Origin of the sequence: Aphanothece stagnina RSMan2012 (assembly GCF_046764815.1) — a bacterium.
GTDB lineage: Bacteria > Cyanobacteriota > Cyanobacteriia > PCC-6307 > Cyanobiaceae > NIES-981.
The window spans coordinates 67,126-85,836 of sequence record NZ_JBKOUC010000002.1; the positions used below are offsets into that span (position 1 = coordinate 67,126).

17 protein-coding genes are annotated in these 18,711 nt (G+C 72.6%); 10 read left to right on the forward strand and 7 right to left on the reverse strand.

Translation table 11 applies throughout. The features are described from left to right. Positions 1-159 precede the first annotated feature (159 nt). The 5 genes from zwf (at position 160) to ACLNEE_RS02005 (ending at position 5,604) form a co-directional block, all read left to right on the forward strand. Entirely contained in the window at positions 160-1,683 is a 1,524-nt protein-coding gene (gene zwf, locus ACLNEE_RS01985) for a glucose-6-phosphate dehydrogenase (RefSeq protein WP_412006723.1), read from the forward strand. 42 nt (positions 1,684-1,725) lie between these two features. Then, positions 1,726-3,024, forward strand: coding sequence for a glucose-6-phosphate dehydrogenase assembly protein OpcA (locus ACLNEE_RS01990; protein ID WP_411422248.1), 1,299 nt, complete (start codon positions 1,726-1,728; stop codon positions 3,022-3,024). Between the two features lie 23 nt (positions 3,025-3,047). Continuing rightward, positions 3,048-4,517 carry a cobyrinate a,c-diamide synthase gene (locus ACLNEE_RS01995; protein WP_411422247.1) on the forward strand — a complete coding sequence of 490 codons (1,470 nt, stop codon included), beginning with the start codon at positions 3,048-3,050 and terminating at the stop codon, positions 4,515-4,517. Next, a complete protein-coding gene (locus ACLNEE_RS02000) occupies positions 4,514-4,768 on the forward strand; it encodes an acylphosphatase (protein WP_411422246.1) in 255 nt (84 codons plus the stop codon). The genes ACLNEE_RS01995 and ACLNEE_RS02000 overlap by 4 nt, the downstream gene beginning before the upstream one ends. 122 nt (positions 4,769-4,890) lie before the next feature. Continuing rightward, positions 4,891-5,604 (forward strand): GAP family protein, encoded by a 714-nt coding sequence (locus tag ACLNEE_RS02005; protein WP_411422245.1) that lies wholly within the window; start codon positions 4,891-4,893, stop codon positions 5,602-5,604. A gap of 10 nt (positions 5,605-5,614) precedes the next feature. On the opposite strand, the gene ACLNEE_RS02010 is transcribed toward ACLNEE_RS02005, so the two are convergent. Genes ACLNEE_RS02010 through crtE form a run of 3 tightly spaced genes read right to left on the reverse strand, consistent with a single transcriptional unit; the run spans position 5,615 to position 8,591 of the window. Continuing rightward, a complete protein-coding gene (locus ACLNEE_RS02010) occupies positions 5,615-7,075 on the reverse strand; it encodes an AAA family ATPase (protein ID WP_411422244.1) in 1,461 nt (486 codons plus the stop codon). Further along, positions 7,072-7,632 (reverse strand): divergent PAP2 family protein, encoded by a 561-nt coding sequence (locus tag ACLNEE_RS02015; RefSeq protein WP_412006724.1) that lies wholly within the window; start codon positions 7,630-7,632, stop codon positions 7,072-7,074. Before ACLNEE_RS02015 ends, ACLNEE_RS02010 begins: the two co-directional genes overlap by 4 nt. Further along, positions 7,632-8,591, reverse strand: coding sequence for a geranylgeranyl diphosphate synthase CrtE (gene crtE, locus ACLNEE_RS02020; protein ID WP_411422242.1), 960 nt, complete (start codon positions 8,589-8,591; stop codon positions 7,632-7,634). The genes ACLNEE_RS02015 and crtE overlap by 1 nt, the downstream gene beginning before the upstream one ends. 168 nt (positions 8,592-8,759) lie before the next feature. Here crtE and ACLNEE_RS02025 point away from each other — a divergent pair, with 168 nt between their 5' ends. Further along, on the forward strand, positions 8,760-10,103 hold the full coding sequence (locus tag ACLNEE_RS02025; RefSeq protein WP_411422241.1) for a hypothetical protein: 1,344 nt from the start codon (positions 8,760-8,762) through the stop codon (positions 10,101-10,103). A 30-nt stretch (positions 10,104-10,133) separates the two neighbouring features. On the opposite strand, the gene folD is transcribed toward ACLNEE_RS02025, so the two are convergent. After that, entirely contained in the window at positions 10,134-11,015 is an 882-nt protein-coding gene (gene folD, locus ACLNEE_RS02030) for a bifunctional methylenetetrahydrofolate dehydrogenase/methenyltetrahydrofolate cyclohydrolase FolD (protein WP_411422240.1), read from the reverse strand. A 66-nt stretch (positions 11,016-11,081) separates the two neighbouring features. On the opposite strand from folD, the gene ACLNEE_RS02035 reads away from it, so the two are divergent. Continuing rightward, positions 11,082-13,163 (forward strand): HDIG domain-containing metalloprotein, encoded by a 2,082-nt coding sequence (locus tag ACLNEE_RS02035; protein ID WP_411422239.1) that lies wholly within the window; start codon positions 11,082-11,084, stop codon positions 13,161-13,163. Between the two features lie 26 nt (positions 13,164-13,189). Here the strand turns inward: ACLNEE_RS02035 and ACLNEE_RS02040 are convergent, their stop codons facing one another. Continuing rightward, positions 13,190-13,711, reverse strand: a complete 522-nt coding sequence (locus ACLNEE_RS02040; RefSeq protein WP_411422238.1) for a hypothetical protein — start codon at positions 13,709-13,711, stop codon at positions 13,190-13,192. Between the two features lie 123 nt (positions 13,712-13,834). Between ACLNEE_RS02040 and ACLNEE_RS02045 the strand changes: the two genes are divergently transcribed. Then, the gene (locus tag ACLNEE_RS02045; protein ID WP_411422237.1) at positions 13,835-15,370 is read left to right on the forward strand and encodes a peptide ligase PGM1-related protein; all 1,536 of its coding nucleotides are present in this window, start codon (positions 13,835-13,837) and stop codon (positions 15,368-15,370) included. 70 nt (positions 15,371-15,440) lie between these two features. Beyond that, positions 15,441-16,061: a hypothetical protein gene (locus tag ACLNEE_RS02050; protein ID WP_412006725.1), complete on the forward strand. Its 621-nt coding sequence runs from the start codon at positions 15,441-15,443 to the stop codon at positions 16,059-16,061. A 4-nt stretch (positions 16,062-16,065) separates the two neighbouring features. Here ACLNEE_RS02050 and galE read toward each other — a convergent pair whose 3' ends face one another. Together galE and ACLNEE_RS02060 are read right to left on the reverse strand one after the other, a co-directional pair. Continuing rightward, the gene (gene galE, locus ACLNEE_RS02055) at positions 16,066-17,091 is read right to left on the reverse strand and encodes a UDP-glucose 4-epimerase GalE (RefSeq protein WP_411422235.1); all 1,026 of its coding nucleotides are present in this window, start codon (positions 17,089-17,091) and stop codon (positions 16,066-16,068) included. Beyond that, positions 17,088-17,387 carry a DUF6165 family protein gene (locus ACLNEE_RS02060; RefSeq protein ID WP_411422234.1) on the reverse strand — a complete coding sequence of 100 codons (300 nt, stop codon included), beginning with the start codon at positions 17,385-17,387 and terminating at the stop codon, positions 17,088-17,090. Before ACLNEE_RS02060 ends, galE begins: the two co-directional genes overlap by 4 nt. A gap of 175 nt (positions 17,388-17,562) precedes the next feature. Between ACLNEE_RS02060 and gmd the strand changes: the two genes are divergently transcribed. Next, entirely contained in the window at positions 17,563-18,702 is a 1,140-nt protein-coding gene (gmd, locus tag ACLNEE_RS02065; RefSeq protein ID WP_411422232.1) for a GDP-mannose 4,6-dehydratase, read from the forward strand. Positions 18,703-18,711: the final 9 nt, after the last annotated feature.

Below are 18,711 nucleotides of genomic sequence, written 5' to 3' on the forward strand. Positions count from 1 at the left end.
CTGCAGGCCGTGGGCGCACCAGCGCGCCCGAGCGCCTCGACCAGGCCCGCCGAACGGCGGGCTTTTTTCGTGTTCGCACACAGAAGGGGTCACAAAGCCGCCGGCAGTCCTGGGCATCGGCGCTGGGGTCGTTAAACCAGAAGGACCAGCCCACCCCCCATGGCCGCCGTCCTGACCAATCCCCTGCGGATCGGCCTTCGCCAGGAGCGGGTCATTCCGCCCCAGAGCATCGTCATCTTCGGGGCCAGCGGTGACCTCACCCACCGCAAACTGGTCCCCGCCCTGTTCGAACTGCACCGGCAGCGGCGCCTGCCCAGCGAGTTCGCCGTGCTGGGCTGTGCCCGGCGGCCCTGGAGCGACGACGAGTTCCGCTCGCGCATGGCCACGTCGCTGGCCAGCACCATCGCGGAGGATCCCGCCGCCTGGGAGGCCTTCGCGGCCGGGCTCTTCTACGAGCCCGCCGATCTCTCCAATCCGGCCTCGATCGTGAAGCTGGGCGAGCGGCTCGAGAGCATCGACCGGCTGCGGGCCACCCGCGGCAACCGCACCTTCTACCTGTCGGTGTCGCCGGCCTTCTACGGCAGTGGCACCCGCGCCCTGGCCGCCGCGGGACTGCTCAGCGATCCCGAGCGCAGCCGGGTGGTGATCGAGAAGCCCTTCGGCACGGACTATCCCAGTGCCCAGGAGCTCAACCGGGTCGTGCTGGGGTGTGCGAAAGAGAAGCAGATCTTCCGCATTGACCACTACCTCGGCAAGGAGACGGTTCAGAACATCCTGGTGCTCCGCTTCGCCAACACCATCTTCGAGCCGATCTGGAACCGCAACTACATCGCCAACGTGCAGATCACGGCGGCGGAAACGGTGGGGGTGGAAGAGAGGGCCGGGTACTACGAGACCTCCGGTGCCCTGCGCGACATGGTGCAGAACCACCTCACCCAGATGCTGGCCCTGACCACGATGGAACCCCCCGGCCGCTTCGATGCCGAGGCGATCCGCAACGAGAAGGCGAAGGTGCTGCAGGCCGCCCACCTGGCCAACGAGAGCGAGCCCTGGAAGTGCTGCGTACGGGGCCAGTACAGCGCCGGGGGAAGCAAGAACCGCCCGATCACCGGCTACCGCGACGAGCCCGGGGTGAACCTCAACAGCACCACGGAGACCTACGTGGCGATGAAGCTGTTCATCAACAACTGGCGCTGGCAGGGGGTGCCCTTCTACCTGCGCACGGGCAAGCGGCTGCCCAAACGCCTCTCCGAAGTGGTGCTCACCTTCCGCGAGGCACCGGTGCACCTGTTCGACGCCGCCAGTGGCGCCCCGACCCCCAACCAGCTGATTCTGCGCATCCAGCCGGACGAGGGGGCCGAGATCAAGTTCGAGGTGAAGGCACCCGGTTCCGGCATGCGCAGCCGCCCCGTGGACATGGCCTTCAGCTACGACGAGAGCTTCGGGGAACCCAGCGACGAGGGCTACGTGCGCCTGCTGGCCGACGCCATGCTCGGCGAACCCACCCTGTTCACCCGCAACGACGAGGTGGAGGCCGCCTGGCGCCTCTACACCCCCCTGCTGGAGCTGATCGAGGATGCGCCCTGGCAGCTGCCGGTGCATCCCTACGAGGCCCGAACCTGGGGCCCGGCCGCCGCCGACAACCTGCTGGCCGAAGACGACCTGGTGTGGCGTCGTCCCTGAACACCCGCCGCTTCCCGCCTGCTTCTCCATCGCCCCGCCCCGATGTCCGCCCAGCTCACCCTCCAGGCCCCCACAGCCCTTCCCCCCGCCGATGTGGCGCCCTACCTGGAACGCCTCTGGGGGGAGGACCTGCAGCATTCCAACGGCGCGGCCACCTTCACCCTGGTGGTGTACGAGCCCTCCTGGCTGCAGCAGCAGCTGATCCGCACCGGCCGCATCCAGGGGCCGCTCACCGGCCTGATGGAAGCGGAGCTGATCGAGGCCGCCAAGGCGGCGGTGCCGGCCCTCGACCTGCCGTTCAGCACGGCGGTGATGGACCAGCGCCTGGCCTGGCGGCTGGGACAGCAGCCCGGCAGCCAGGAGGCCGAAGACCTGCGCGGCCAGTTCGTGGACAGCGCCATCAGCTCCCACATGCCGCGGCGTCTGATCACCCTGGCCCCCACTGTGGACGGGGGCCGGCCCCTGGAGACCCTGGTGGCGGCCTACTGTCCCCTGCCCGAGGAGGGGGCCGGCGGTCCGGCCTGCGGTGACGTGGTGGTCCTGCGGGGGGGGCGCGATGTGCTGAAGAGCAAGCTCGAGCTGGTGCAGCCGCTCATCCCGGACGAGCTGCCCTGCTGGGTGTGGTGGAACAGCAGCCTGGACGAGGCCCCGGAACTGCTCGACGCCCTCGCCCCGCCCCCCCGTCGCCTGGTGGTGGACAGCTCCCTGGGCCAGCCGCGCCGCTGCATCGACCTGCTGGTGCAGCGGATCGCGGTGGGGCAGGCGGTGAACGACCTCAACTGGCTGCGGCTGCGCAGCTGGCGGGAATCGCTGGCGATGGTGTTCGATCCGCCCTCACGGCGCGATGCCCTCGATCACGTGGTGCAGCTGGACATCGACGTGGAGGGTGACCATCCGCTCAAGGGGCTGCTGCTGGCGGCCTGGCTCGCCGACCGCCTCGGCTGGCAGCTGATCGACTCCTACCCCGTGGACGCCGACGGTGCCGGCTCCGGCATCGGCGCCGAGTTCCAGCGGGCCGATGGCTCGTCGGTGCAGTTCCGGCTGATGCCGGTGCCGGTGGGCAGCCCCAAGATTCACCCGGGCGCCCTGGTGGGCCTGCGGCTGATCTGCGCTCCCGCCGGGCGGCCGCCGCTGTGCGTGATCCTGTGCTCGGAGTCCGGCGGCTGCATGCGCCTGGAGGCCGGCGGCATGGCCTCGATGGAGCTGGCGGAGGACGTGGTGCCCCTGCCGAACGAGAGTGAGGAGGTGGAGGTGGCCCGGTTGCTGTCCGGCGGCCATGACACCACCAACCCCCTTCTGGCCGGTGCGGCCCCGATCGCTGCCAAGCTGCTTCCCAGTTAGGGCCGGGCCGGCCCCCCACGCCCTTGCCCTGCCTGATTGCGGCGCCCTGCAGCGGCAGCGGCAAGACCCTGCTGTCGCTCTGCCTGGCGGCCCTGGCCCGGGAGCGGGGCCTGCGACTGCAGCCCTTCAAGGTGGGCCCTGACTACCTCGATCCCCAGCTGCTGAGCCGGGTGAGCGGCCTGAGCTGCCGCAACCTCGATCCGCTGCTGTGCGGCGAGGGGTGGGTGCAGGCCTGTTTCCACTGGCACGGCAGCCGGGCCGACCTGGCCCTGGTGGAGGGGGTGATGGGCCTGTTCGACGGCCGCGGCCCGGGCACGGACGGCAGCTCGGCGGCGGTGGCCCACCTGCTGGATCTGCCGGTGGTGCTGGTGGTCGAGGCCTCCCGCCAGGCCGGCTCCCTGGCCGCCCTGGTGCGGGGCTTCCGCGACCATGGCCCGCCACGGGTGCGGCTGGCCGGCGTGGTGCTCAACCGGGTGGGGAGCGAACGCCATCGGGCCCTGCTGGCGGAGGCCCTGGCGAGCCTGGCGGTGCCCCTGCTCGGGGTGCTGCCCTCCGACCCTTCCCTGGAGCTGCCCTCCCGGCACCTGGGCCTGCTGCCCCCGGGGGAGCTGCCGGACCTTCCAGAGCGCCAGAGGGTGTGGGCCAGCCTGGCCCGGCGTCACCTCGACCTGGAGCGGCTGTGGCCCCTGCTCGCCCCCCCGCTGCGGGGATCGGTCGGGGAGGATCCGGTGCGTGGGCTGCTGCGGCGCCAGGCCACCCCCCCGGCGGCCACCCTGGCCCCCGCCGCCACCGAGCGGCTGCCGGTGGTGGCCGTGGCGCGGGACGCCGCCTTCCATTTCCGCTACCCGGAGGCCGACGAGTTCCTGCGCGGCTGCGGCCTGGAGCCCCACGCCTGGAGCCCGCTGGCGGATGAGGATCTGCCGGCGGGTTGCCGGGCGGTGCTGCTGCCCGGCGGCTACCCGGAACTGCATGCCGCCCAGCTGGCATCCAGCCGCCGCAGCCTCGGCGCCCTGGGCCGGGCGGCGGCGGCGGGGATCCCGATCGCGGCGGAGTGCGGCGGGCTGCTGCTGCTGGGCCGGACGCTGGTCGATCCGCAGGACCGCCCCCACGGCATGGCGGGCCTGCTGCCCTTTTCGGCCCGACGCGGCCCGCTGAGCCTGGGCTACCGCGAGGCCACCGCCTGCGGGGATGGCCTGCTGGTGCGGCGCGGGGAGCGGTTCGTCGGCCACGAGTTCCATCGCTGGCAGCTCGATGGCGTGGCCGATCCGGGCGGACTGTGGCAGGTTGAAGGATGGGGCAGCCTCTGCCGGAGCGAAGGATGGAGCACACCGACCCTGCACGCCAGCTGGCTGCATCTCCACTGGGCTGGATGCCCGGCGATTCCCTCACGGATGGCCGCCGCCGCCGCGCGCAGCGGGCCGCTGTCACCGAGCGGCGGTTCCTCCACCCCAACGAAGCGCGCCGGGGTGAGACCAAGCAGCGCTGGCGCATGATCGTGGGCGGCAGGGTGCAGGGGGTGGGCTTCCGGGCCGCCTGCTGCGCCCGGGCCCAGAGCCTGGGCCTGGGGGGCTGGGTGCGCAACCTCCCTGACGGCTCGGTGGAAGTGCAGGCGGAGGGCCCCACCCACGAGCTGGGCGAACTGCAGCGCTGGTGTGGCACCGGCCTGCCGCCGGCGCAGGTTCACGGCGTCAGCACGGAGCCGCTGGCCCTCACCGGCGAGGACTGGTTCGAAGTTCGCCGCTGAGACCGTTCGTCACTGAAACTGTTCGCCGCTGAAACCGGTCACCGGTGGGCAGCGGTGCCAGAACTTGGTGCCATTCCGTGCTGTCATGCCGTGGTGTCGTCCCGCGCTGATCGCCTGGCCCCATGACCATGCCCACCCTCGCGGCGCCCCCGCTGCCCCACCTGCTGGGGGACCTCGCCGCCTTCGGCCTGGCGATCGGCCTCTCCCCCCTGCACATCGCCCTGCTGCTGCTGCTGCTGCTCGGGGCACGCCCCCTGGAGCGGGGGAGCTGGTTCGTGCTCGCCTGGCTGGTCACCACCGGCCTCGTGGTGACGGCCCTGCTGACGGTGGGTCATGGCCTGCTGCTGACGATGGCGAAGGGCACGGTCCACCGGACCGGCCTGGACCTGCTGGGGGCCGGCGCCCTGCTCGCCCTCGGTCTGCGGGAACTGCTCAGCCGCTCGGAGGAGACGTCGCCGCCGGGATGGACCGACAGGCTCGAGCACTTCGTCGCCCTGCCGCTGCCGCTGCTGCTGGGCGTGAGCGCAGCGCTGCAAATCCTCAGCCCGGACAACCTGGTGCTGTTCGCCAAGGCCGCGGGGACCCTGCTGGAGGCTGGACTGGCACCCGGCCAGGAGGTGGCGGCGACGGCGCTGTTCGCCCTGACCAGCGGTCTGCTGCTGCTGGCCCCCCTGCTGGCTCTGGTGGTGGCCGGCCGCGAGCGCCTGCTGCCCTTGCTGCAGGGCGGCAAGGCGTGGCTGTTCGCCCGGGGCGACCTGCTCCTGGGCCTGGTCAGCCTCAGCTTGGCGGGCTACCTGGGCTGGCAGGGCATCGAGGGGCTCGGCATGCCGCTCTGATCAGCTCCGATCAGCCCATCGCGTCATCCTGCAGCCAGTCGGCCCAGATCCGGGCCTCGTCGCGGGCGGCCGGCGTCGCCATCAGGGCCACGGACTCGCTGGCGCGGCTCACGGCCACGTAGAGCAGCTGGCGGCGGAGCACCGGGTCCTGGGGCCAGAAGACATCGGCATCGACGAACACCTGGGCGAAGGTGCTGCCCTGGCTGCGGTGCACCGTGAGCACCGCGGCGGGTCCGAGGGCGGCGAAGGCATCCCGCACCAGGAAGAAGCGCCGCCAGAGGGCCTTGCCCTCCCGCTTTCCCGCCAGCCGGGCCTGCTGGCGCAGCCGCGCCAGCACGGCCTCGAGGGCGGCGCGCCCCGGGGAGGCCAGCGCCGGCAGCAACCGCAGCGTCAGCTGGGTTTCCCCCGTCTCGACCGTGGCGGTGAGGGTGTCGATCACCGGCACCGCCAGCTCCCCGCCCAGGTCGGCGCTGCTCAGCCCGAAATCGGCCAGGTCGCAGCGCTCCGGGGTCACATCCCGCACCACCAGCTCCCGGTTCGAGCCCAGCACCATGTCGGGCTCCTCGGCGGCGTCCTCCCCCTCGCGGCAGGCCGGAGCCATCACCGCACTGCGGCTGATCAGCACCTCCCCGGGCAGCACGGGCAGCTGGTCGGCCATGGCGCCATGCAGGGCCCGCCGGGCAATCGGCACCAGCCGCTCCAGCGAACGGTTGGTGTAGCAGAGGATCCTGGCCAGATCTGGGTTGTCCGTCTCGGCGCTGCGGCGCATCGCGTCCTGGGCGGCCCGCAGCCAGTCGGAACGGTTGAGCAGGGCCACCATGCCCTCGGCGGTCCGCACCGGCGGCAGGGGCGGTGGCGGCCGGCCGGGCAGGATCGCCTCGCGGATGCCGCGGGCCAGCCGCAGCACGGGCCCCTGGTGCCGCACCACTTCGGTGAGCTGCGAGCCGGCGGAGCGGCCCAGGGCGAACACCGGGCTGCGCGGCTCGGCCACCGGGGGCAGCTGGGCGGGATCCCCGACGAACACCAGACGGGTGCGGAACGGGTGGGCACAGCGCAGGGTGATCTCGAGCAGGTCGCTGTCGACCATCGAGGCCTCGTCGATCAGCACGAGCCCCAGGTGCTCCAGCGCCCCGGCGGTCTGCTCGGTCTCCTCGCAGCGCTCGCGATCCCCCTGGCGCCTGAGCTTGAGCCGCAGCAGCCGGTGGATGGTGGAGGGGTACCAGGTCGGCGCGAGGCCGGCGCGGCGCAGGTGGTCCCGCAGCACGCCCACCGCCTTGTGGGTGGGGGCCACCACGGTCCAGCACAGGCCTGCGGCCTCCGCCTGGGCCAGGAAGGCCATCGAGAGGAAGGTCTTGCCGGTGCCGGCGTAGCCGCTGAGCACGAAGGGGGTACCCTCTGCCGGCCCCGCCAGCCAGGCGGCGAAGGCCTCGGCGGCGGCCTGCTGGTCGGCGGTGAGGGCCAGGGCGCTCAAGCCAGCTGGGGGAGGATCCCCCAGCGCAGGGCCAGCTCCAGCGGCGAACCCACGAACACCAGGCCGGGCAGGGCCACGGCGGGCCCCATCAGGCTGCCGATCAGCACCTCCAGGCGGGTGTGCCCCAGGTTTTCCTTCAGGGGGGGACGGGGCGGCACGGCTCCCGACGCGGCGACGGCCGGCTCCGGATCCCCGGCGGGGCCGGGCCAGAGGGTGTCGGGCAGGCCATTCAGCCGCTGGGCGGTGAGACCGGCGGCACGGCGCACCCCCGCCGCGTCGTAGAGCACCACGAAACACAGCGTGGCCGCCAGGGCGAAGAGGGGATCGCCGAATCCCTGCTGCCAGCCGAGGGCCGCCGTGGTGCCGGTGAGCAGGGCGGAATGGCTGGAGGGCATGCCGCCGGTCTCGAACAGCACGGCCGGCCGCCAGCGGCGGTGCTGCACCAGTTCGATCAGCAGCTTGGAGAGCTGGGCCAGGCCACAGGCCGCCAGCCCCCACCAGAGAACCCCGTTGCCGAAGAGTGCCGTGAGGGGGCTGAGGTCATGGGCGACCGCCATCATCGATCGCGGCTCGTGATGTAGTCCGCCAGGGCCAGCAGGGGAGCGGCCCTGCCCTCCGCGGCGAAGGGGGCCAGGGCCGCCTTGGCCTCGGCCACCAGGTCCTCGGCCCGCTGACGCGACGCCTCCAGGCCGAGCAGTTTGGGGTAGGTGGTCTTGTCGGCGGTGAGGTCCTTGCCGGCCGTCTTGCCCAGCACCTCACTGCTGGCCGTCACATCGAGGATGTCGTCGATGATCTGGAAGGCCAGGCCGATGCCGCGGGCGTAGGTGCGCAGGGCCGTGAGCAGGTCGTCCGGGGCCCCGGCGATCATGGCGCCGGTGATCACACAGGCCCGCAGCAGCGCGCCGGTCTTGTGGAGGTGGATGTACTCGAGGGTGTCGAGGTCCACATCCTTGCCCTCGCACTCCAGATCCACCACCTGCCCCCCCACCAGCCCGGGGGCGCCGGAGGCCAGGCTCAACTCGCCCACCACCCGCAGCAGGCGCTCGGCGGGGATATCCGGACTGCGCAGGGCGACCATCTCGAAGGCCCGGGTGAGCAGGGCATCGCCGGCCAGGATCGCGTTGGCCTCGCCGTAGACCTTGTGGTTGGTGGGCCGGCCGCGACGGAGATCGTCGTCGTCCATGGCGGGCAGGTCGTCATGGATGAGCGACATCGTGTGGATCATCTCCAGGGCCACGGCAGTGGGCAGGGCCCGGTCGCCGTCGCCACCGGCCAGTTCACAGGCGGCGAGGCAGAGGATCGGACGGAGACGCTTGCCGCCGGCCAGCAGCGAATAACGCATGGCCTGGCGCAGGGATTCGGGACGCTCGGGCCCCAGGGCGCCATCGAGGGCCGCCTCCACCCGCAGCCGGGCCGCCTCCAGATAGGCCCCGAAATCGAACCCCGGCGGAGCCTGGCCGACCGCGCTTCGCTCCCCGGTGTCCGGGCCAGAAGTGCCGCCAGGGGTCGTGCTCACCGCCGCAGTCATGGGGGATCGGGATCGGCGGCGATTCTCTCAGGCGATCTCCCGCCGTTCCGGCCGCCTGCCGCGAGCGCACACACTAGGCAACCCATACCCCCGCCAAGACATCCACCCCATCGGGCCGGGGGGCTCACACTGGAGATCGTCCCCGGAACGCTGCCCATGGTCCTGCCCCAGCTCCTGAACGCCGCCGAACGTCGGGCCCGCATCAGCGCCGCCGCGGCCGCCGCCGTGCGGGACCACTGGGTGACCCTGCACGACGGCCCCCGCACGGTGCCGGCCGCCCCGCTGGGCCAGGAGCTGCTGGTGTACCGGGTGGACAACGGCCGCCTGCTGGCCGATCTGGAGGAGCGGCTGGGCGCCCGGCCCGACGGACTGCCGAAGCTGCACGCCGAGGAAGCCAGCCCCCGCACCCAGGCCCTGCTCCACGACCTGCTGGTCACCAAGGCGCGGGATCCGCGCGGACCGATCCTGCAGGAACTGCAGCGCCTGGCGGTGCAGACCGAGCCGCTGCTGGTGGACGCCGAAGGGGTCGTGATCAACGGCAACCGGCGACTGGCGGCGATGCGCACCCTGCTGGACACGGACCCGGAGCGCTACGGCCGCTTCCGCGAACCCCTGGTGGCCATCCTGCCGCCGGAGGTCAGCCGGGCCGACCTGGAGTATCTGGAGGCCAGCCTGCAGATGGCTCCCGAGACCAAGCTGGCCTACGGCTGGGTGGAACGGCGGCTGAAGCTGCGGGAGCAGCACGACCGGCTGGGCCTGGCCGACGACTGGATCAAGGAGGCCTACCGCCTGGGGGATCCCGCCCAGCTCGCCCGGGAGCTCGGCGAACTGGCCCTGGCCGAGGATTTCCTGGAGACCTTCGCGTCGGCGCCGCGGCGCTACTCGTCGATCGCCGATGCCGAAGCCCTGTTCGTGGGGCTGGCGGCGCAGCTGGAGGGCCTGCCGCGGCGGCTGCAACGGCCCTGGCGGCAGCTGGGCTTTCTGCTGATCGAACGCCGGGAGGGCCTCGATCCCGCCCTGCCGAAGCACTTCCCGTTCAGCCCGCCGCCGACCCCCCAGCTGCCGGCCCTGACCCTGCAGCGCCTGGGGCAGGACTGGGGCCTGGGCGACGCCTCCGACGAGGCCGGCGCGCCCGAACTCTCCCGTTCCCTGCTCCAGGAGCTCACCCGGATCGCGAGGGCCCCCCACCGGCGCCCCGTGCGGGCCGCCGCCGTGCAGGAGGCCCTCGATGCGGTGCGGCTGCAGATCCGCCAGGGCCAGACCCCCCAGAAACTGCTCAACAACCTGCGCCAGAGCCGCAAGCTGCTGGAACGTCTGCGGCCCGAGCAGCTGCAGGACCAGGACCGCCACCACCTCCAGGGGGAACTGGCCGCCCTCGCCGCCCAGGGTGCGGTGCTGCTGGGGCCCCAGGCAGCCCCTGGTGTGGCCGCCAGCCGGCCCCGCCCGCTGCGCCGGTCGCTGCCGCGGCGGCTGGGGGACTGGCTGCGCCGGCGCCGCTGATCCGGTCGGGCCTCAGACCACCAGGTCCGTTCAGACCACCAGATCCGTCAGGTCGTGGTCGAGGCCATGGCGGCGGCACCAGGCCACCACGGTGTTGACCAGCAGCATCGTGACCGTCATCGGGCCCACCCCGCCCGGCACCGGCGAGAGGGCGGAGGCGAGGGGCTCCACCTCGGCGGCGCGCACATCGCCGCAGAGTCCGCCCTCCGGCCGGCGGTGGATGCCCACGTCGACCACGACGGCCCCCGGCCGCACGTGCTCGGCACCGACCATCTCGGGTCGACCGGCGGCCACCACCAGCAGATCGGCCTGGCGGGTGAGCGCCGCCAGCTCGCGGGTGCGGGAGTGGGCCACGCTGACGGTGGCATCGGCGGCCTGGAGCATCAGGGCCATCGGCTTGCCGACGAGGATGCTGCGGCCCACCACCACGGCCCGGCAGCCCGCCAGCGCGATGCCATGGCGGGCCAGCAGGGCCATCACGCCCGCCGGGGTGCAGCTGCGGGGCCCGGGTTCGCCCTTGAGCAGGCGCCCCAGGTTGAGGGTGTGCAGGCCATCGGCATCCTTCTCCGGGTCGATGGCTTCCAGCAGCGGCCCCTCATCCAGGCCGGCCGGGAGGGGCAGCTGCAGCAGGATGCCGTCCACGGCGGGGTCGGCGTTGAGGCGCCGGATGGTGGCCAGCACCTCGGCGGCGGGCGTCGCGGCGGCCAGATGGGCGCCGTGGCTGGCGATGCCGACCCGGGCGCAGGCCTTCTCCTTGTTGGCCACATAGACACCGCTGGCCGGGTCGTCGCCCACCCGCAGCACGGCCAGGCCGGGGGCCCGGCCCACCCGCTCGAGGCGCTCCGCGATGGTGCGGGACAGCCGGGCTTCGATCTCGGCTGCCAGTTGACGCCCATCGAGACGGGTGGCCATGGATCAGAGCGTTGCTGTGCCACCAGCTTGCAACGCGGAAGCCGCCGTGGCGGCTAGCGTCCTGGGATGCTTGGGTGGCCGTTCACCAGCGGGCTTCAGCGCCGGCTGAGAAGACTCTGGCGGCGATGGCTGCGCACGGAGTGTCCGCTCCAGGCCCCGGCCTGCTGGCGGGGCCAGGACACGGCGTCGGTGCTGCTGGTCTGCGCCCTGGTGGCCCTGCTCACCAGCTGGCCCTGGCTGGCGGAACCCAACCTGCGGCCAGGGATGGTGGCGCCGTTCACCTACCGCGCAGAGAAGGCCGCGCGGGTGGTGGACAGCAGCGCCCTGGATCAGCGGCGCGAACAGATGCTGCCGCGCACCACGGTGCAGGTGGTGGACGAGCAGGCGAGCATGGTGCTCCGCCGCCAGCTCGATGACCTGCTCCAGGCGATCGAGGCGGGTGCCAGCAGCGGTCAGGCCCGGGTCGAACCGGTGACGCTCAGCGAGGAGGAACGCCGCTGGCTGAAGGGCCTGAGCAGCGTCGCGCTTACCGGCTGGAGCCGGGACGTGCGCCAGGCCCAGCTGCGCATGCTCAGCCAGGGCCTGGCACCGGGGGTGTCGGAAGGCCAGCTGCTGCAGGCCGCCACCCTGCAGCTGGAGCGCCTCCCCCCCCAGGCCCGCAACCTCGGGGCCCGGCTGCTGGTGCACACCCTGCAGAGCCAGTCGAACCTGCGCAGCGACCCGGCCCTGAGCCAGCGGCGCATCGAATCGCTGATCACCCAGCAGGGCATTCCCACGATCGGCGTGAAGCAGGGCGATCTGGTGGTGCGCCAGGGCGAGACGATCAACGCCCAGGCCTTCGACGTGCTCGATTATTTCGGCCTGGTGAACCGGCGGCCGCGGCCGCTGGCCTGGCTGGCCCACTTCCTCGAGGCCCTGGCCATCTGCGGCGTGATGGTGCTGCTGCTGCGGCGCTGGCGCACCAGCCTGGAGCCGCGGCAGGCCCTGCTGGCCCTGGTGACGCTGCTGGCCGTGCAGGGGATCCACCTCTGGCTCGGTCCGCTGGCCAGTCCGATGGTGCTGCTGGTGCCCCCCACCCTGTTGCTGGCCCAGGGGCTGGGCACGGCCTGCGGCCTCGCCTGGCTCGCCGCCGCCAGCATGCTCTGGCCGCTGCCGCTGAGCGCGATCCTCGGGCTGCGCCTGCTGCTGGCGGCGGCCACCGCCGGCATCGCCGCCGTGCTGGCCGGCCGCCAGCGCAGCCGGGCGGAGCTGCTCCAGCTCGCCGTGCTGCTGCCGGCCGTGGCGCTGCTGGTGCAGTGGATGCTGCTGCAGGGGCGGGGGCAGCCCGGCCAGGTCGATCTGATCAGCGAGGCGCTGCTGCTGGCCGGGCTGCTGATGGCCGGCCTGCTGCTGGCGCCCCTGGTGGAGACCTTCTTCGGGCTGATGACGCGCACCCGGCTGCTGGAGCTGGCCGACCTGGAGCGTCCCCTGCTGCGGCGCCTCTCCTGTGAGGCCCCGGGCACCTTCGAGCACACTCTGATGATCGCCGGCCTGGCGGAGGAGGGGGCCCGCAGCATCGGGGCGGATGTGGATCTGGTGCGCACCGGCGCGCTGTACCACGACGTGGGCAAGCTGCATGGCCCGAAGTGGTTCATCGAGAACCAGGAGGAGGGCGCCAACCCCCACGACCAGCTCGATGACCCCTTCGCCAGCGCCGCGATCCTGCAGGCCCACGTCGACGAGGGGCTGAAGCTGGCGCGGCGCTACCGGCTGCCGCGCCCCCTGGCGGACTTCATCCCGGAGCACCAGGGCACCCTCAAGATGGGCTACTTCCTGCATCAGGCCCGGGAGCGGGATCCCTCGATCCCCGAGGCGATGTTCCGCTACCGGGGGCCCACGCCCCGCAGCCGCGAGACCGCGATCCTGATGCTGGCCGATGGCTGTGAGGCGGCCCTGCGCTCCCTGCCCCCCGGCACGAACGAAGCCGAAGCCCGCACGATGGTGCGCCGCATCCTCGAGGCACGGCAGCGCGATGGCCAGCTGGCCCAGAGCGGCATCAGCCGGGCGGAGCTGGAACTGCTGATCCGGGCGTTCGTGCGGGTGTGGAAGCGGATGCGCCACCGCCGCATCCCCTACCCGATTCCGCCGCGGAAGGCCTTCAGCGCCTGAGCCGGGCCTTGGTCTGGGACTGGGCGTCAGGAGCGCAGCTCTTCCCAGGCCTCCAGCAGCCGGTAGGCCGCCATGCGGCGGTGCCAGAGCTCCGGATCGCCGCCGACATCGGGGTGCCACTCGGGCAGGCTGCGCCGCCAGGCCGCGCGGATGGTCGACCAGGAACTGCCGGGCTCCACCCCCAGCTCGAGGCAGGCCCTCCCGTAGTGGTCGAGGCCGTGGGCGGCCGCTGGCCGCAGCAGCTGGCGCTGCCGCGACGGCCGCCAGCTCTCAGGAGGGCGGCGGGGGCCGGGCGCCCGCAGGTGCTCCGGCGAGCGGCGCCAGGGGAGCACGGCGGTCTGGACGAGGCCGCGGCCCAGGAAGAGGGCACCGGCCAGGGCAAAGATGGCCGGAGACCAGCGCATGGCCAGCGTGTCGGCGGCCAGATGGGTGTTGCCACGGCGCAGATGGGCTTTGGCGCCCTCCTCGATGAAACCGGCCACCAGCACGGCCAGGCCGAGGCTGGCCAGACCCATCAGCAGCGAGGCGAGGGGACGGGGACGGTTCATGGGCCCACACCCTGCGACTGCTGGGACGCACGTTACCGGCGGTGGCAAGGCGGCGACTCGGCAGCAGGATGGGGCAGAGCGGCCCACCCGCCCCGACCGGCCCACCCGTCTCCAGGTCCAGCCGTGCCCCTCCCGCCCCTCCGCTTCCGGGAGCTGCAGCGTCAGCTGCAGCCCTCCTGGGGGCACACCACCGAAGGCCGGGGGCCGGACGTGGACGTGCTGATGGTGCCGTCGCTGTCGATGGACCAGAGCCAGATGGACCTGGTGACCGGGTCGCACCACTACGAGGAACGCCAGCTGTTCGCCCTGATCGGGCTGCGCCACCCCGGCGTGCGGATGCTCTACGCGAGCAGCAAACCCCTGGGCGAGCTGGTGGTGGATGCGGTGCTGGAGCTGCTGCCCGGGGTCCCGACCTCCCACGCCCGGCGGCGGCTGCACCTGTTCGACACCGACGACGCCTCGAACCGCCCGCTCACGGCCAAGCTGCTGGAGCGGCCCGCCCTGCTGGCCCGCATGGCCGAGCTGCTGCGGCCGGGCCGCAGCTTCATCAGCTGCTTCGTGGTGAGCGATCTGGAACGGCAGCTCTCCGAGCGGCTGCAGGTGCCGCTGCTGGGAACCCCACCGGATCTGCTGCACTGGGGCAGCAAGGCGGGCAGCCGTGCCCTGTTCGCCCGCTGCGGCGTGCCCCACCCGCCCGGCACGGAGGCGGTGCATGACCTCGAACGGCTGGCGGAGGCCACCGCCGAACTGTGGGAGGCCCATCCGGAGCTGCGCAGCTGCGTGGTGAAGCTGAACGAGGGCTTCAGCGGCGAGGGCAATGCGCGGCTGGCGCTGGAGCCGCTGCAGCTGGACCAGCTCTCGGGCCGGGAGCGGCGCCAGCGGTTGCGCACCGCCCTCGACACCCTGCCGATGCCCTCGCCGCGCTGGCGGGAGCTGCTCAGCCAGCAGGGCGCTCTGGTGGAGGCCTGGCTGGAGGGGGGCGCGGAGCTGCGCTCCCCGAGCGTGCAGGGCACGATCCATCCCGGGGCGGAGGGCCGGCCGGGGGGCGTGGAGGTGCTCTCCAGCCACGAGCAGGTGCTGGGCGGCCCGGGGGGGCAGACCTACCTGGGCTGCCGCTTCCCGGCGGCCGACCCCTACCGGCAGGAGCTGATGCGCCACGGGGCGCGGGTGGGCGAGGCGCTGGCCCAGGAGGGGGCACTGGAGCGCTACGCGGTGGACTTCATCGCGCGCCGCTTCGGGGAGCGCTGGGACCTGCAGGCGATCGAGATCAACCTGCGCCAGGGGGGCACCACCCATCCCTACATGGCCCTGAACGCGATCACCAGCGGCCGGCTGGAGCCCGGCGACGGGCTCTACCGCTCGCCCACGGGCACGCCGCTCTTCTACCGGGCCACCGACAACCTCTGCTCACCGCAGCTGCGGGGCCTGCTGCCGATCGACCTGATCGACATCGTGGCCGAGGCGGGGCTGCACTACGACCCGGCCCAGCTGCGCGGCAGCGTGTTCCACCTGCTCGGCTGCCTGTCGGAGTACGGCAAGCTGGGCATGACCTGCATCGGCCGCAGCGCGGCGGAGGCCGAGGCCGTGTACCGGGCCACCGAGCAGCGGCTGGTGCAGGCCGCCGCCCAGCGCGGCAGGCCCGGCATTGACAGCCCGTGACGGCAGGGGTTGGGTGGGTGCCCTCCCCCCTATCTTTCCCATCACCCGCGCGCCCCTCACGCCCTCGGCCATGGTGCCCCCCAACCCCCGATCCAGGCCCCCGGCAGCCGCCCTGGCGCTCGCCCTGCTCGCGGCGGGGGTGCTGCTGGGCAGCTGCCAGAACCGTGCGCAGCAGGCCGAGCGCCAGCGCCAGGAGCAGGCGCTGCAGGCGGCAGCAGCCCAGCGGCGGGCGCTCGATGCCCTGGTGGAGCGCTGCCGGGCAGGCCAGGCGGAGCTGGTGAAGGCGGCCGATGCGCTGGCCGCCACCGAAACCGCCCTGGCCAACCTGCAGCAGCGGCGCTACAGCGCCACCGCCAGACCCAAGGCGCCGGATCCGGCCGAGCTGCAGCGCTTCACGATCAGCGACCAGGAGCTGGAGCGCGAACGCCACCAGCAGGCCGTGCAGGCCTGGCAGCAGAAGGAGCAGCAGCGCCGGGCGCGCTGGCAGGCGGAGCAGCGGCAGGAGCGCCAGCGGCTCGTGGCACGCCGGGAGCAGCAGCGCCAGGCGCTGGTGAAGGCCAACCCGGCGGTGCTGGCTGCCGGCTCCGACGCCGCTCTGAACGCTGGCCTGAATGCCGGTCTGAACAGCGAGGCCCTGGCGGCCTACCGCAGCTGCGAGCGCGACAACCTGGCCAGCCTGAAGCGCCCCTGAGCGCTCAGCCCCAGCGGCGCTGGTGCCAGCCCCAGGCGTCGGCCAGCACCGTGGCCAGCTCGGAGCGCTGGGGTTTCCAGCCCAGCTCCGCCATCGCCTTGGCGGCGTCGGCCACCAGCTCGGCGGGATCGCCGGGGCGGCGCGGGGCCTCGATCACCCGCAGCTCGCGGCCGGTGTGGGCGCGGGCGGCGTCGATCACCTGCTGCACCGAGTAGCCGCTGCCGGTGCCGAGGTTGTAGATGTGCTGGCCGCCCCGCTCGAGCAGCCGCTCGAGGCCCAGCACGTGGGCGGCGGCCAGGTCACCCACGTGGATGTAGTCGCGGATGCAGGTGCCGTCGGGCGTGGGGTAGTCGCGGCCGAACACCTGGATCGCCTCGCGGCGGCCGGCTAGGGCCTCGAGCACCAGGGGGATCAGGTGGGTTTCGGGGTCGTGGTCCTCGCCGAGGTCGGCGGCGGGATCGGCACCGGCGGCGTTGAAGTAGCGGAAGATCACGCTGGGCTGGCCGTAGGCGGCGCCGAAGTCGGCCAGGAGCTGCTCCACCATCCACTTGCTGCGGCCGTAGGGATTGATCGGCGCCTGGGGACAGCGCTCGCTGATCGGGATCTGATCGGGCGCGGGGATGCCGTAAGTGGCGCAGGTGGAGCTGAACACCAGCGGGATGGGCCTGCCGCAGCGCTGGGCCTCGGCGTGCAACGCCTCCAGCAGAACCAGCGTGTCGCCCAGGTTGTTGCGGTAGTAGCGGGCCGGGTCGGTGACGCTCTCGCCCACGTAGGCATAGGCGGCGAAGTGCAGCACGGCCCGCACCGGCCCGGCCGGCAGCAGGGGATGGTCACCCTGCAGCAGGGCATCGAGCAGGGGGCGATCGCCCAGCTGCCCCACCAGCAGCGGCACCTGCAGCACCTGCTCGGCGATGGCCCGGTGGCCGTAGACGAGGTTGTCGAGCACCAGCACCGGCTGGCCCGCCTGCTGCAGGGCGCGCACGGTGTGGCTGCCGATGTAGCCGGCGCCGCCGGTCACCAGGATCGTCATGGCCGCAACGGAGGGTGGGTGGAGGTGGTGTAGCTCTTCTGCTCGATCAGAGCGCTGCCGCTCTGGAGGTTGATGGCGCGCTTGAGGGCGGAGCGGCGGTCGTTGAGGCGGTAGATGCGGCGGGCCAGCTCCACGAAGCCGGGGCCGAAGTCGCTCTGGCGCTCACAGGCGCGGATGGCCTCCTCGCAGTGCCACAGCTCGGCGTTCACCGCCTGCAGCTGTTCGCGCAGGGCCGGCTCGAAGCGGAGCTCGGCGGCCGTGAACGCCTGCTGCAGCAGGGCATGCTCCTGGGTCACCTGGGCCAGGGCCTCACCTTCGAAGTGCTGGCGCCCAGGCTACGAGCGGCGTGACCACAGCCAGCGGGCATCGCGGCGGACCTGGCGCACAGCGCGGTGGAGCTGGCGCACAGGTTTACTGCCCTCATTGTGGCGAGCGGGAGTAACTTCCAGCCTGGCCTGAGAGGAGACCCCCATGCCGCGCACGGCACTGATCACCGGGATTTCGGGGCAGGACGGCAGCTACCTGGCGGAGCTGCTGCTGGAGAAGGGGTATGTGGTGCACGGCATCAAGCGGCGGGCCAGCAGCTTCAACACGCAGCGGATCGACCATCTGTATCAGGACCCCCACGAGAGCGATCCTCGCCTGGTGCTGCATTACGGCGATCTGACCGACAGCACCAACCTGATCCGGATCGTGCAGCAGGTGCAGCCCGATGAGATCTACAACCTCGGCGCCCAGAGCCACGTGGCGGTGAGTTTCGAGAGCCCGGAATACACGGCCAACAGCGATGCCCTGGGCACGCTGCGGATCCTCGAGGCGGTGCGCATCCTGGGGCTGACGCAGAAGACCCGCATCTACCAGGCGAGCACCAGCGAGCTCTACGGCCTGGTGCAGGAAATTCCGCAGAAGGAGAGCACGCCGTTCTACCCTCGCAGCCCGTACGGGGTGGCCAAGCTCTACGCCTACTGGATCACGGTGAACTACCGCGAGGCCTACGGGATGTATGCCTGCAACGGGATCCTGTTCAACCACGAATCGCCGCGGCGGGGTGAAACGTTTGTGACGCGCAAGATCACCCGCGGCCTGGCGCGCATCAACGAGGGGCTCGATGAGTGCCTGTTCATGGGCAACCTCGATTCGCTGCGCGACTGGGGCCACGCCCGCGACTACGTGGAGATGCAGTGGCGGATGCTGCAGCAGGAGAGCCCGGAGGATTTCGTGATCGCCACGGGGCGGCAGGAGAGCGTGCGGCGCTTCATCGAGCTCACGGCGGCGGAACTGGGCTGGGGGCCGATCCAGTGGGAGGGCGAAGGGGTCAACGAGGTGGGCCGGCGCGACAGCGGTGAGGTGGTGGTGCGGATCGATCCGCGCTACTTCCGCCCGGCGGAGGTGGAGACGCTGCTGGGTGATCCCACCCGGGCACGCGAGCGGCTGGGCTGGACCCCCACCACCACGCTGGAGGAGCTGGTGGCGGAGATGGTGGCGGCGGACAAGGAGGAGGCGCGCAAGGAGGCGATCCTGCGGCTGAAGGGCTTCAAGGTGGTGGGCTCGATGGAGAACCCGCCCACCAACCCCCTGGCCGTGGAGAGGGCGCGGGGAACACGGGGCTGATGGCCGAAG

Coding starts and splice junctions, on each gene's coding strand:
- zwf (WP_412006723.1), top strand. CDS start 160: ATGGCCGCCGTCCTGACCAATCCCCTGCGGATCGGCCTTCGCCAGGAG.
- ACLNEE_RS01990 (WP_411422248.1), top strand. CDS start 1,726: ATGTCCGCCCAGCTCACCCTCCAGGCCCCCACAGCCCTTCCCCCCGCC.
- ACLNEE_RS02000 (WP_411422246.1), top strand. CDS start 4,514: ATGATCGTGGGCGGCAGGGTGCAGGGGGTGGGCTTCCGGGCCGCCTGC.
- ACLNEE_RS02005 (WP_411422245.1), top strand. CDS start 4,891: ATGACCATGCCCACCCTCGCGGCGCCCCCGCTGCCCCACCTGCTGGGG.
- ACLNEE_RS02015 (WP_412006724.1), bottom strand. CDS start 7,632: ATGGCGGTCGCCCATGACCTCAGCCCCCTCACGGCACTCTTCGGCAAC.
- ACLNEE_RS02025 (WP_411422241.1), top strand. CDS start 8,760: ATGGTCCTGCCCCAGCTCCTGAACGCCGCCGAACGTCGGGCCCGCATC.
- folD (WP_411422240.1), bottom strand. CDS start 11,015: ATGGCCACCCGTCTCGATGGGCGTCAACTGGCAGCCGAGATCGAAGCC.
- ACLNEE_RS02035 (WP_411422239.1), top strand. CDS start 11,082: ATGCTTGGGTGGCCGTTCACCAGCGGGCTTCAGCGCCGGCTGAGAAGA.
- ACLNEE_RS02040 (WP_411422238.1), bottom strand. CDS start 13,711: ATGAACCGTCCCCGTCCCCTCGCCTCGCTGCTGATGGGTCTGGCCAGC.
- ACLNEE_RS02050 (WP_412006725.1), top strand. CDS start 15,441: ATGGTGCCCCCCAACCCCCGATCCAGGCCCCCGGCAGCCGCCCTGGCG.
- galE (WP_411422235.1), bottom strand. CDS start 17,091: ATGACGATCCTGGTGACCGGCGGCGCCGGCTACATCGGCAGCCACACC.
- gmd (WP_411422232.1), top strand. CDS start 17,563: ATGCCGCGCACGGCACTGATCACCGGGATTTCGGGGCAGGACGGCAGC.